The organism is Burkholderia sp. MSMB1459WGS (assembly GCF_001534535.1).
Classification (GTDB): domain Bacteria; phylum Pseudomonadota; class Gammaproteobacteria; order Burkholderiales; family Burkholderiaceae; genus Burkholderia.
In genome coordinates this window covers 82,203-94,688 of sequence record NZ_LPMU01000075.1, presented here as the reverse complement: position 1 = coordinate 94,688, position 12,486 = coordinate 82,203, and the positions used below count along the sequence as shown (strand labels likewise).

The following is a 12,486-nucleotide window of genomic DNA, read 5'->3' as shown; positions in this document are numbered from 1 at the left end:
CCGCCACGTTCAGTCGTACAACACCGCCGCGATCTTCGGATCGTCGATATTGGTCTTGTCATACCAGTAGAAGCCGGTATCGATGACCTTCGGCAGCTTCTCGCCCTTGATCGCCTTCACGGCCGCCTCGACCGTCTTGTAGCCGATCCCGATCGGGTTCTGCGTGATCGCGCCGGCCATCAGCCCGCTGCGGATCGCGTCCTTCTGCTGCTTGCCGGAATCGTAGCCGACGATCACGACCTTGCGCTTCATCTCGCGCACGCCGTTGACCACGCCGATCGCCGAGCCTTCGTTGGTGCCGAACAGCCCCTTGAGCTTGGGATACGCCTGCAGGATCGACTTCGTCACTTCGGTCGATTTCAGTTGGTCGCCTTCGCCGTACTGCACGGTCACGACCTGCACCTTCGGGTGCGCCGACTTCATTCGTTCGAGGAAGCCGTCGCGGCGGTCGATGCCGGTGCGGCTCGTCTGGTCGTGCGCGACCACGGCCACCTGCCCTTCGTCGCCGATCAGCGCGGCAAGCTTGTCGGCGGCGAGCGCAGCGGCCGCCTTGTTGTTGGTCGCGGCCGTCGTCACCGGAATGTCGCTGTCCACCCCCGAGTCGAACGCGATCACCGGAATCTTCTCGGCCTGCGCCTTCTTCAGCAGCGGCAGCGCGGCCTTGCTGTCGAGCGCCGCGAAGCCGAGCGCGGCCGGCTTCTTCGCGATCGCGGCGGACAGCATGTCGATCTGCTTGTCGACCATCGCCTCGGTTTCGGGCCCTTCGAACGTCACCTTCACCTTGTAGTCCTTCGCGGCCTGCGTCGCGCCCGATTTCACGGCCTGCCAGAACTGATGCTGGAAGCCCTTCGAGATCAGCGGGATATAGGTTTCCTGCGCCTGCGCGCCGGCCGTGACGCCGACGGCGAACGTCAGCCCGACGATCGCGTTCAACACCTTGCTCCTGATCACTTCGCGTCTCCTTGGTTGGTATCGACTGAAATGCCGGCCCGGCCGGCGGTGAAGCCCATGCGTGTCGGCGCGTCAGCGGCGGCGCCGGCGCAGGATGTCCACATAGACGGCGAGGATGATGATCACGCCCGTCACGACCGTCTGCCATTCCTGCGCGACCGACATGATGCGCAGGCCGTTGGTCAGCACGCTCATGATGAACGCGCCGATGATGGTGCCGACGATGCTGCCCGCGCCGCCGGACAGCGACGTGCCGCCGATCACGACGGCCGCGATCGCGTCGAGCTCGTAGCCCTGCCCGAGCGCCGGCTGCGCGGAGTTCAGCCGCGACGCGATCAGCAGGCCGGCGATCCCGCACACCGCGCCGCTGAACGTGTAGACGGCGATCTTCCATGCGTCGACGTTCACGCCGGATAGCCGCAGCGCCTCCTCGTTGCTGCCGAGCGCGAACGTGTAGCGGCCGAAGATGGTGCGGTTCAGCACGATCGACGCGCCGATCGCGACGAGGAACAGGATCAGCACCGCGTTCGGGATCGGCAACGCGGGGATCAGGTTGCCGATCAGCGAATCCTGCGCGATCGACGTGAAGCCCGGCGTGTCGTTGAAGTAGATCGGCCGCGTGCCCGAGATCACGAGCGACAGCCCCTTGAGCAGCATCATCATGCCGAGCGTCGCGATGAACGGCGGCACCTTCATCTTCGCGATCACGAAGCCCGATACGCAGCCCGACAGCGCGCCGAAGCACAATGCGGCCAGGATCCCGAGCGGCAGCGGCATCCCCCATTTCGTCAGCACGACGCCGGCCATCACCGCGCAGAACGTCATCAGCGTGCCGACCGACAGGTCGATGCCGGACGTGATGATCACGTACGTACAGGCGACGGCCAGCACGCCGTTTACGGCGGTCGCCTGCAGGATCGACACGAGATTGTCGACTTCGAGGAAGTTCGACGACGCGAAGCTGAAGAACACGATCAGCAGCACGAGGCTCGCGAACGCGAGCAGCTTCTGCCGCGCGGCCGGGTTGAAGAAGCGCGATTTCAGGCGCGATGCGGCGGCCGGCGTGTCGCCGGCGGCAAGGGGCGGAACGGGGTGCGTATCGTTGGACATGATCGGGTAGGCGTCTGAATCGGGACAATCGAGGCAATCAGGGCAACACGGTCGACTCGCGCTGCGTCGCGAGCTGCATGATCCTTTCCTGCGTGGCGTCGGCCGCGCGCAATTCGCCGGTCACGCGGCCTTCGCACATTACGAGAATCCGGTGGCTCATGCGCAGCACCTCGGGCAGCTCCGACGAGATCATCACGATCGCCTTGCCGTCGGCGGCGAGCGCATCGAGCAGCTTGTAAATCTCGCTTTTCGCGCCGACGTCGATGCCGCGCGTCGGCTCGTCGAAGAACAGGATGTCGCAGTCGCGCAGCAGCCACTTCGCGATCACGATCTTCTGCTGATTGCCGCCCGACAGCAGCCGCGCGGGCTGCGCGACCGACGGCGTGCGGATCGCGAGCTGCCGCACGTACGACTGCGCGGTCTCGCGCATCCCGCGCGCATCGAGGAACATGCCGCGGCGCACGAAGCGGCGCATGCTCGACAGCGCGATGTTGTTCTGCACGTCCATCCCGACCGCGAGCCCGAAGTGCTTGCGATCCTCGGACAGATAGCCGATGCCGGCCTTCACCGCGTCGGCGGGCGTGCGGATCGTCACGGTCCTGCCGTGCACGCGGATCTCGCCCGCATCGACCGGGTCCGCGCCGAACACCGCGCGCGCGACCTCGGTGCGCCCCGCGCCCATCAGCCCGGCGAAGCCGAGGATCTCGCCGCGCCGCAGCGTGAAGCCGACGTCTCGGATCGCGCGGCCGCGCGACAGCCCGCGCACTTCGAGCGCGATATCGTTCGCAGACGTATCGGGCGGCGTGCGGGTGTCCGTATCGAGCTGGCGGCCGACCATCATCGAAATGATCGACTCCATCGACGTCTGCGCCATCGGCACGGTCGCGACGTACTTGCCGTCGCGCATCACGGTCACGCGATCGGCGATCTGGCGCAGCTCGTCCATCTTGTGCGAGATGTAGACGATGCCAACCCCGTTCGCGCGCAGGTCGCGAATGATGCGGAACAGTTCGGCGATCTCCGCGTTGTTCAGCGCGGCGGTCGGCTCGTCCATGATCAGCACGCGCGAGTCGAACGACAGCGCCTTCGCGATCTCGACCATCTGCTGCTTCGCGACCGTCAGCCTGCCCACGGGCGTGCGCGGATCGAGATCGAGCCGCATCCGCTGGAAAATCGCGGCCGCGTCGCGGTTCAGCCGGTCTTCGTCGACGAACACGCCGAAGCGCCCGCGCGGCTCGCGGCCGATGAAGATGTTCTGCGCGACGCTCAGGTGGTTCATCAGGTTCAGTTCCTGATGGATGATGCCGATGCCGAGCGCCTGTGCGGCACGCGGATCGGCGATCTCGACCGGGCGGCCGTCCATCCGGATTTCGCCGGCGTCGCGCTGATACACGCCCGCGAGAATCTTCATCAGCGTCGACTTGCCAGCGCCGTTCTCGCCCATCAGCGCATGCACTTCGCCCGCGCGCAGGTCGAAACGGCAATCGTCGAGCGCCTGCACGCCCGGAAAGCGCTTGCCGATGCCGGTCAGCGCGATCAGCGGCGGCGCGGTGTTCGGGTTCGGGTCGGGTTGCATGAATCGCGGCCCTCAGCCGATCGCACGATCGAGATGCGTGTAGCCGCCGTCGACGAACAGCCACTGGCCCGTCGTGTGCGACGCGCGTTCCGACAGCAGGAACACGACCGTGTCGGCGATCTCGTCGGCCGTCGTGAAGCGCCGGCCGAGCGGCACCTTGCCCGCGATGCCGGCGAGCTTCGCGTCCGGATCGTCGAAACCCGCCAGCCAGTTCCGGTACAGCGGCGTCATCACTTCGGCGGGGATCACCGCGTTCACGCGCACGCCGTCGTCGCGCAACGCGACGGCCCATTCGCGCGTCAGCGCGAGCTGCCCACCTTTCGACGCGCAATAGCCGCTCGTGTTGCCCTGCCCGGTCACGGCCGTCTTCGACGAGATGTTGACGATCGCGCCGCGCGCCGCCCTCAAGTGCGGCACGCAGTAGTGCGCCATCACGTAGTAGTGGATCAGGTTGCGCTCGAGCGACGCGACGAACGCGTCGCGCCCGGCGTCGAGCCCGATGCTGTCGTTGATGCCCGCGTTGTTGACGAGGCCGTCGATGCGGCCGAAACGCGCGATGGTCTGCGCAACGGCGTCGCGGCACTGCGTGTCGTCCTGCAGCTCGACGCTCACGCACGCGGCGCGCGGCTGTTTCTGCTCGAGTGCGCGCCAGAACGCATCGTCGGGCGCGTGCCGCGCGAATACCACCGGGATCGCACCTTCGTCGGCCAGCCGCATCGAGATCGCGGCGCCGATGCCCGACGCGCCGCCGGTCACGATCACGACCTTGTCTTGCAGATTCAAATCCACTTCGCGTCTCCGTCGTTCATGTTGTCGCCGCGCACGACGCGCGCGGTGCGCCGTCGTGCGTTGCCATGCGTCAGCCGCGGAACCGGTACTGCTCCAGCGATTCGGGCTTCATCTCGATCGAGAAGCCGGGCGCCGTCGGCGGCATGTACGCCGCGCCGCGCACCACGCACGGTTCGACGAAATGCTCGTGCAGGTGATCGACGTACTCGGTCACGCGCCCTTCCTTCGTACCGGAAATACACACATAGTCGATCATCGACAGGTGCTGCACGTATTCGCACAGCCCGACGCCGCCCGCGTGCGGGCACACCGGCAGCCCGTACTTCGCGGCCATCAGCATCACCGCGAGAATCTCGTTCACGCCGCCGAGCCGGCACGCGTCGATCTGCACGACGTCGATCGCGCCGCGCGCGATGAACTGCTTGAACAGCACGCGGTTCTGGCACATCTCGCCGGTCGCGACCTGCACCGGCGCAATCGCCTTGCGGATCTTGCGATGCCCTTCGACGTCGTCGGGGCTCGTCGGCTCCTCGATGAACCACGGCCGCGCGAATGCGAGCTCGCGCACCCAGTCGATCGCCTCGTCGACTTCCCACACCTGGTTCGCGTCGATCATCAGCTTGCGGTCGGGGCCGATCACCTCGCGCGCGATCGTCACGCGGCGGATGTCGTCCTCGAGGTTCGCGCCGACTTTCAGTTTCACGTACTCGAACCCTTCTTCCACCGCCTCGCGGCACAGCCGGCGCAACTTGTCGTCGCTGTAGCCGAGCCAGCCCGCCGACGTCGTGTAGCACGGGTAGCCGTCGCGCTCCAGCGCGGCGATCCGCGCGGGCTTGCCGGGCGCCTGCCGGCGCAGCAGGTCGAGCGCTTCGTCCGGGCTCAGGCAGTCGGTCAGGTAGCGGAAGTCGATCGCCCGCACCAGCTCCTCCGGGCTCATGTCGGCGACAAGCCGCCATAGCGGCTTGCCGACGGCCTTCGCCCACAAATCCCACACCGCATTGACGACGGCGCCCGTCGCCAGGTGGATCGCCCCCTTGTCGGGGCCGATCCAGCGCAACTGGCTGTCCGACGTGACGTGCCGCCAGAACCGGCCCATGTCCTCGCGGATCCAGTCGAGGTCGAGGCCGACGACGAGGTGGCGCATCGCATCGATCGCCGCACAGCAGATTTCGTTGCCGCGCCCGATGGTGAACGTGAGCCCGTGACCTTCGAGGCCGTCGCGGTCGGTTTCGAGCACGACGTAGGCCGCCGAATAATCGGGGTCCGGATTCATCGCGTCGGAGCCGTCGAGCTGGCGCGAGGTCGGAAAGCGCACGTCGAGGACGCGCATCGATCGAATGATAGGCATGACGAACCGTCCGTTGAAGGAAATCAGGCCTGTACGGTGCGCTGGCGTTGCTCGCCGAGGCCGTCGATGCCGAGCGTGATCACCTGTCCGGCGCGCAGATAGACGGGCGGCTTCTGCCCGAGGCCGACGCCCGGCGGCGTGCCGGTCGAGATCACGTCGCCCGGCTGCAGGCTCATGAAGCGGCTCAGGTAGCTGATCAGGTGCGGCACGCGGAACACCATCGTCGCGGTCGTGCCGTTCTGGTAGCGGTGGCCGTCCACCTCCAGCCACAGCCGCAGCGCGTGCGGATCGGGCACTTCGTCGGCCGTCACGAGCCACGGGCCCAGCGGGCCGAACGTGTCGTTGCCCTTGCCCTTGTCCCACGTGCCGCCGCGCTCGAGCTGGTATTCGCGCTCCGACACGTCGTTCACGACGCAATAACCCGCGACGTGCGACAGCGCATCGGCTTCGTCGATATAGCGGCCGCCCTGGCCGATCACCACGCCGAGCTCGACTTCCCAGTCGGTCTTCTCCGAGCCGCGCGGGATCTCGACGTCGTCGTTCGGGCCCGAGATCGCGCTCGTCCACTTGCCGAACACGACGGGCTCCTTCGGTACCTCCATCCCCGATTCGGCCGCGTGATCCGAGTAGTTGAGCCCGATGCAGATGAACTTGCCGACGCGGCCGACGCACGCGCCGAGCCGCGGCGTGCCCTCGACGAGCGGCAGCGACGACGGCGGGATGTCGCGCAGCCGTGCGAGCGACGCAGGGGTCAGCACGTCGCCGGCGATGTCGTCGATCACGCCGGACAGGTCGCGAATGTGGCCCTGCGCATCCAGCAGGCCCGGCTTTTCATGGTGTTTGTCGCCAAATCTCAGCAGTTTCATAGCGTCGTATGAACAGAAACGGAAAGTGAATGGAAGGTGCGGCCGGTTCGATACGGTCAGTTCGACACGGTCAGTTCGACCAGCCGCCATCGATCAGGTGAATCGTGCCGGTGGTGAACGACGCTTCGTCGGACGCCAAGTACAGCGCGAGCGCGGCGACCTCGTCCGCGGTGCCGATGCGGCCGATCGGCTGGCGCGCGACGAACGCCTGGCGCACCTCGTCGGCGGACACGTGGCGCGTGCGCGCCTGGTCCTCGATCCGCTGCGCCAGCGACGGCGATTCGATCGTGCCCGGGCAGATCGCGTTGCAGCGGATGCCCCGCTCGACGAAATCGGCCGCCACCGCCTTGGTCAGCCCGATCACGGCCGCCTTGGTGGTGCCGTACACGAAGCGGTTCGGCACGCCCTTCACGCTCGACGCCGCCGACGCCATGTTGACGATCGACGCGCCGCCCGCTTCGAGCATCGCGGGCAACAGCGCGCGGATCAGCCGGTACATCGACGTGACGTTCAGGTTCAGCGAAAACGCCCACGCGTCTTCGTCGCACTCGAGGATCGAGCCGTGGTGCACGTAGCCCGCGCAGTTGAACAGCACGTCGAACGCGCGCTCACCCGCGGCGAGCGCGGCGATGTCGTTCGCGTCGGTGACGTCGAGCCGCCGCGTGGCCAGCCGCCCGCCCGCGCGCTCGGCGTCGGCTTCGAGCCGCACCAGCGCGGCTTCGTTGATGTCGGTCGCCAGCACGTCGGCGCCCTCGCTCGCGAAGCGCAGCGCGGTCGCGCGGCCGATGCCCTGCCCGGCCGCCGTCACCAGCGCGCGTTTGCCCTGCAATCTCATGAGCATCTCTCCGAAAAAGCCGGCCGCCCATCGGCCGATTGGCACAAAGGACTAAAGGTCCAACCAATCATAGGAACGGATCGCGCGTTTGTCACGAAATTGGGATTCAGTATTTACCCGGGGCCGAAGAATCCGTCCGGCGCACGAAATTCGGCGCGAAAGTAGCGTCGAGGCGTCGCCCCGCGATCCGCTCGAACCCAATACCGGCGGGCATTCCAGCCGCTTCTTCCGCAACGTTCGGCACGGCGGACAGGCAAACTGACAAAAAAGTCATGTTCGCGTCAGGGTGTCAACGGGTTGTGCGCGCCATCATGGCGTTGCCGGACCGCGCTTCCGGTACATCGCCTCCCCGCCCGCGCCGGATCTCTGCGGGCACCTCCGTCCCCGGCGATGTACCCCGTGACTGGGCGAGCAGACACGGCGCGCGGGCCGATTTTCGCCCCGGACTTCCCGTCCGGGGCCTTTTGTCGTCGGTTTTTCAAGAAAATAAGCGTGGATTGTTTCTAAATCGGCAAAAGGTAATTTGAGCCAGACAGGATGTTTTTTCCGGTCACAGACGCTTACATTTAGCGCACCACTCATGGAAACCGCTACGGATTCGCCATCGGGTAGTGACATCCACTGCCACGGCCGAACCCGCACGAGCTTTAGGAAACGGCAAAATGAAGGCCTCCAAATCCCTGCCTGCGCTCGATCCCGCCGACGTCCACGTCGAAATCCTCGAACGTTCCGATACGCTGCTCGTCGTCCGCTGGGTCGAACCCGGCCGCTGCCACTACGGTGAACAGCGCTGGCGACGCCGCTTCGCGCAGCGCACCGGTACCTGCGCGCTGTCGCGCCAGGTCATCCACCGCGGCGACGAAGTATTCCGCCCGGCCGAACGCCCCGCTCCCGCGAACGCCGCCGCCATGATCTCCGCCGCCGAAGTGCTCGCGCTGGCCGGCAGCAGGTAAAACCCGCCGGCCGTGCGCCGGGCCGGCGGCGCCACGCCGTACGCCAGCCCTAGAAGCGCCGGTCTAATTCCTCCGCTTGTCTGCTACGTCCGCCCGCACTATCGTTACACCACTCAATGTAACGATTACGCGCCGCGGCCGATCGGCCGCGCCGATGGAGGCAGACATGCATGCATGGAGCGCGCGCCATGTCCCGGCGCAAGGCGGAAAGGTCGCGGTCGTGACCGGCGCCAACAGCGGTCTCGGCTGGCAGCTCGCGGAAACGCTGGCCGCGAAAGGCGCGACGGTCGTGATGGGCTGCCGCGACGCCGCCCGCGGCGCGCAGGCCGCCGACGCGATCCGCCGGCTTCATCCTCATGCACGCGTCGAAGTCGATCCGCTCGACCTCGCCGATCTCGCGTCGATCGCGCGCTTCGCGGCCGACGTCGGCGAACGCCACGGCCGCGTCGACATCCTCTGCAACAACGCCGGCGTGATGTTCCTGCCGCTGCGACACACGCGCGACGGCTTCGAGATGCAGTTCGGCACCAACCATCTCGGCCATTTCGCGCTGACGGGCCATCTGCTGCCGGCGCTGCGCGCCGCACGCCGGGCGCGCGTCGTCACGATGTCGAGCGGCTTCAACCGCGGCGGTCGGATTCGTGTCGACGATCTGCGCGCCGCGCATCGCTACAACCGTTATCTCGCCTATTGCGACAGCAAGCTCGCGAACCTCGTGTTCGCACTCGAGTTGCAGCGCCGCTTCGAGCGCGCGGCGTTCGCCGGCATCAGCGTCGCCGCGCACCCCGGCTACGCGGCGACCAACCTGCAGTTCGCCGGCCCCGCGATGGACCGCTCGCCGGCCCGCGCCGCGCTGATGCGTGTCGCGAACCGTTATCTCGCGCAACCGGCCGACCAGGGCGCACTGCCTGCGATTCATGCGGCGACGTCGCCCGATCTGGCCGGCGGCGCGTACATCGGTCCGTCCGGCTGGTTCGAATCGCGCGGGCTGCCGGCACCGGCAAGCGTGCCGCGCGCGGCGCGCAGCGTGGCGTCGGCGGCATTGCTGTGGGAAGCATCGGAAGCCGCAACAGGCGTGCGCTTCCTCAGCTCCGGCGCGCCCGTCGGACGCGCGCCGGGCCGGCCGTTCGACACGACAGCCGAAGCGCGCTGAACCGCGTGCCGGCGTGCGCGATATTCTTCATACTTATTACGTCAACCGAAAAGAAAGCCCGTTGAAAGACTGAAACGGCGCCGCACTGTTACCAGTCAGGAAACAATTTATCGTCAAAATCAGCGTTTACCCTGAACACGCCGGTGACTAAGATTTGATCAATCGCTCAAGACATGGTGTCGAGAGCGAACTCAATAAAACACCGGAGGTCACCATGAAATCGCTCGTTTCCGCAGTCGTTGCCGCTGCCGCCCTGTCCGCTTCGTTCGGCGCATTCGCGCAAAGCACCGTGACGCGCGCTCAAGTGCGCAACGAACTGGTCCAGCTCGAACAAGCCGGCTACAAGCCGGGCGTGTCGAGCCCGTACTACCCGAACGACATCCAGAGCGCCGAAGCGCGTGTTCATGGTGCCGACACCAGCGGCTACGGCGCGCAACCGGCTCCGCTCGTCCACTCGGGCGCGCCGGCCGCATCGTCGAACGCACGCGATTCGATCTTCTTCGGCCAGTAAGCCGACGCGCCCTCGGCGGGCGCCGCGCATCGCGCGATGAAGTGACGCAGTCCGGACGAGCCCCCTTCGCGGGGCTCGTCTTTTTTGTGAAACGCATACCTCCGCCGCCCGGCAGCGGGTGGCTTTGCCCGGACGCGTGGCGTCCGGGTGCTTTTTCCCGGCGAGGTGTGCGTGAATGCGTCGTGTGCGCCGGTCAGCGTGCCACGGCCCCTGCCGGCGCCGACCGCGACAGCACGCGCCACCGCGACAGCAGTTCGTCGCGATCGACGTAGCAGCCCTGCAAGTGCCGGCGGCCCGTCGACGGGTCGAACTCGGTGCGCGCATGCAGCACGCGCCGGTTGTCGAACGCCCACATGTCGCCCGCCCGCAGCCGGCGCTGCACGCGAAAACGCGGCTCGCGCGCAAGCGCGAGGAATCGCCGGTACGCGCGATAGACCGCTGCAACCGAGCCGGCCGGCGCATCGAGCGGCCCGCGCAGGAAGTTCGCGACGCGCACTTCCGTGACGTTGCCGCGCGCATCGAGCCCGATCACCGGCGCCGAACAGCGGTAGTCGCTATTCGCGCTCTTGTTCCAGAACTCGAACGGCGTCGACGCGAGTCGTTCGAAATCGTCCGGATGTTCGCGCCGCAGTGCGTCCGCTAGCGCGAAGCCGTCGAGGAAGATGCTGTCGCCGCCCGTCGCGTCGTTCGCGAGGCAGTGCAGGAACTGCACGCCGGGCTGCAATTCGCGTGTCGGCAGGTCGGTGTGCGGCGGAAGATTCAGCGACGTATACGCATTGCTGTCCGGGCGCGGCTTCGATTCGACGTCGAACAGCACACCGAAATTGCTTTCGCGGATCAGGCCGATGCGGCGCGCGATCCCGTCGACGCGGCCGCGCTCGGCCGGCACGCCCTCGACGAGCGTCAGCCCCGTGCGCTGCAAAGCGCCGAGCCATGCCAGCAGTGCGCGGTCGTCCTCCATCACGTCGCGCCACGCGAACACGCCGATCGCCGTCGCATCGTCGCCGGTCCATACGTGGCGCCCGTGCGCGGCCAGGCGCTCCGCGCGCGACGCATCGTCGTATGCATGCGCACGCAACCAGCCGGGCGACCACGCACTGCGATGCCCGTCGTTCCATTCCACATGCAGCGCACCGTCGGTTTCGACATGCACGGTGAGCGCAGACAAATCCTCGCTCGCATCGGCGATCTCGAACACCTGTTCGCGCGTGATCGCATGCACGCACGCGGCACACGCGCAGTTGTCGCGCAGCCAGTCGAAATGGAACGGCGATCGTCGTGCGTCGCTCCACTCGATATCCACCGCGTCATCGCCGATCGTCGCCGCCGCGATGGCCGCGTCGGCCGAAAACGTCCGCCAGTCCTCGATACGGTGTTGCGCCGCTGCCTGCATCGTTGCCTCCCGGAAAACGCCCGCTACGCGTGTGGTGCGAGCAAGAACCCGCCGACCATCCGGTGCATCCATGCGGCCTGCGGGCTCGTCCCGAGCGCGCGCCAGCAGCCGTGCACCAGCCCCTCTCCCATCCAGTGGCGCGCCACCCCGCCGGCCGCACGAATCCGTTCGACGTACACGCGCGCATCGTCGCGTAGCGGATCGTGCTCCGCGCCGATCGCGAGCACCGGCGGCAGGCCGTCGAAACGCGCTGCCTCGAGCGGCACCGACGCGCGCAGCAGCGGGTTGCCGCTCCGCAGCGCGCCGGACAAGTCACTGCCCCAGTACAGCGCGCGATAACGATGCACGTCGTCGAGCGTCAGCATCGGCGCGTGCGCTTCCGTTTCGCGCGCGGGCGATTGCGGCTCGAAACCGAGCATCGGATAAACGAGCGCGATGCCGTCCACGTTACGTTCGCCCGCATCGCGCAGCGCGGTCGCCACCGCCGCCGCGAGCATCCCGCCCGCGCTGTCGCCCGCGAGGGTCAACGGGTGCGCGCACGGCCCGAACGGCCAGCGTGCATCGCGCGCGGCGCGCGTCACCGCCACGCAATCTTCGAGTGCGGCCGGCGCGCGGTGTTCGGGCGCCAGCCGGTAGTCGACGGCGATCACGTCGAGGCCCGTATCGGCGGCCAGTTGCGCAGTGATCAGCGCATGACTGTCGAGCGAGCCGACGACGAAACCGCCGCCGTGAAAAAACAGCACCGTGCCGCGCGGCGCGCCGTGCGCCGACGTATAGCGCCGCAGCGCGATCGTGCGGCCGTCCGGCGCACGCCACGCGGCGTCGTGCTGCACGATGCCGGCCGGCAGCGCGGCCGGCGTCCATTCGGCCGCGAAGCGGTCGTAGAGGCGGCGCTGTTCGTCGGGCGGGCGCGCCGCCGCATCGGCCGGATACCACGCGTCGACGGCCGCGACGAACGCCGCGATTTCCGGTTCGAGCATCGTGTGCGCTCCGCGGTCGAG

At 67.6% G+C, this 12,486-nt stretch carries 12 protein-coding genes; 3 read left to right on the top strand and 9 right to left on the bottom strand.

From position 1 onward, the window contains the following. Positions 1–9: 9 nt before the first annotated feature. The 7 genes from WT97_RS29120 to WT97_RS29090 form a co-directional block, all read right to left on the bottom strand. Positions 10–951: an ABC transporter substrate-binding protein gene (locus WT97_RS29120; RefSeq protein WP_059502372.1), complete on the bottom strand. Its 942-nt coding sequence runs from the start codon at positions 949–951 to the stop codon at positions 10–12. Positions 952–1,023: 72 nt separating this feature from the next. Then, entirely contained in the window at positions 1,024–2,061 is a 1,038-nt protein-coding gene (locus tag WT97_RS29115; RefSeq protein WP_060354897.1) for an ABC transporter permease, read from the bottom strand. A gap of 37 nt (positions 2,062–2,098) precedes the next feature. After that, complete coding sequence (locus WT97_RS29110; RefSeq protein WP_060354896.1) at positions 2,099–3,637, bottom strand: sugar ABC transporter ATP-binding protein; 1,539 nt, start codon at positions 3,635–3,637, stop codon at positions 2,099–2,101. Positions 3,638–3,649: 12 nt separating this feature from the next. Further along, positions 3,650–4,426 carry an SDR family oxidoreductase gene (locus tag WT97_RS29105; protein ID WP_060354895.1) on the bottom strand — a complete coding sequence of 259 codons (777 nt, stop codon included), beginning with the start codon at positions 4,424–4,426 and terminating at the stop codon, positions 3,650–3,652. Positions 4,427–4,496: 70 nt separating this feature from the next. Then, the gene (locus WT97_RS29100) at positions 4,497–5,774 is read right to left on the bottom strand and encodes an L-fuconate dehydratase (protein ID WP_059502364.1); all 1,278 of its coding nucleotides are present in this window, start codon (positions 5,772–5,774) and stop codon (positions 4,497–4,499) included. Positions 5,775–5,797: 23 nt separating this feature from the next. After that, on the bottom strand, positions 5,798–6,640 hold the full coding sequence (locus WT97_RS29095; protein ID WP_059502362.1) for an ureidoglycolate lyase: 843 nt from the start codon (positions 6,638–6,640) through the stop codon (positions 5,798–5,800). A gap of 70 nt (positions 6,641–6,710) precedes the next feature. Further along, complete coding sequence (locus WT97_RS29090; RefSeq protein ID WP_060354915.1) at positions 6,711–7,475, bottom strand: SDR family oxidoreductase; 765 nt, start codon at positions 7,473–7,475, stop codon at positions 6,711–6,713. Between the two features lie 662 nt (positions 7,476–8,137). Here WT97_RS29090 and WT97_RS29085 point away from each other — a divergent pair. From WT97_RS29085 to WT97_RS29075, 3 genes are all read left to right on the top strand, one after another. Continuing rightward, the gene (locus WT97_RS29085; protein WP_006484717.1) at positions 8,138–8,428 is read left to right on the top strand and encodes a DUF3331 domain-containing protein; all 291 of its coding nucleotides are present in this window, start codon (positions 8,138–8,140) and stop codon (positions 8,426–8,428) included. Positions 8,429–8,594: 166 nt separating this feature from the next. Continuing rightward, on the top strand, positions 8,595–9,581 hold the full coding sequence (locus tag WT97_RS29080; protein ID WP_060354914.1) for an oxidoreductase: 987 nt from the start codon (positions 8,595–8,597) through the stop codon (positions 9,579–9,581). Between the two features lie 214 nt (positions 9,582–9,795). Further along, positions 9,796–10,092, top strand: coding sequence for a DUF4148 domain-containing protein (locus tag WT97_RS29075; protein WP_034204295.1), 297 nt, complete (start codon positions 9,796–9,798; stop codon positions 10,090–10,092). A gap of 193 nt (positions 10,093–10,285) precedes the next feature. Here the strand turns inward: WT97_RS29075 and WT97_RS29070 are convergent, their stop codons facing one another. Then, positions 10,286–11,485, bottom strand: coding sequence for a TauD/TfdA family dioxygenase (locus WT97_RS29070; RefSeq protein WP_060031080.1), 1,200 nt, complete (start codon positions 11,483–11,485; stop codon positions 10,286–10,288). Between the two features lie 23 nt (positions 11,486–11,508). Further along, positions 11,509–12,465, bottom strand: coding sequence for an alpha/beta hydrolase (locus WT97_RS29065; protein WP_060031078.1), 957 nt, complete (start codon positions 12,463–12,465; stop codon positions 11,509–11,511). Positions 12,466–12,486: the final 21 nt, after the last annotated feature.

Bases quoted from the DNA above. Each gene is read 5' to 3' on its own strand.
- WT97_RS29115 (WP_060354897.1), bottom strand. From the start codon at position 2,061: ATGTCCAACGATACGCACCCCGTTCCGCCCCTTGCCGCCGGCGACACG.
- WT97_RS29110 (WP_060354896.1), bottom strand. From the start codon at position 3,637: ATGCAACCCGACCCGAACCCGAACACCGCGCCGCCGCTGATCGCGCTG.
- WT97_RS29100 (WP_059502364.1), bottom strand. From the start codon at position 5,774: ATGCCTATCATTCGATCGATGCGCGTCCTCGACGTGCGCTTTCCGACC.
- WT97_RS29095 (WP_059502362.1), bottom strand. From the start codon at position 6,640: ATGAAACTGCTGAGATTTGGCGACAAACACCATGAAAAGCCGGGCCTG.
- WT97_RS29090 (WP_060354915.1), bottom strand. From the start codon at position 7,475: ATGAGATTGCAGGGCAAACGCGCGCTGGTGACGGCGGCCGGGCAGGGC.
- WT97_RS29085 (WP_006484717.1), top strand. From the start codon at position 8,138: ATGAAGGCCTCCAAATCCCTGCCTGCGCTCGATCCCGCCGACGTCCAC.
- WT97_RS29080 (WP_060354914.1), top strand. From the start codon at position 8,595: ATGCATGCATGGAGCGCGCGCCATGTCCCGGCGCAAGGCGGAAAGGTC.
- WT97_RS29075 (WP_034204295.1), top strand. From the start codon at position 9,796: ATGAAATCGCTCGTTTCCGCAGTCGTTGCCGCTGCCGCCCTGTCCGCT.
- WT97_RS29070 (WP_060031080.1), bottom strand. From the start codon at position 11,485: ATGCAGGCAGCGGCGCAACACCGTATCGAGGACTGGCGGACGTTTTCG.
- WT97_RS29065 (WP_060031078.1), bottom strand. From the start codon at position 12,465: ATGCTCGAACCGGAAATCGCGGCGTTCGTCGCGGCCGTCGACGCGTGG.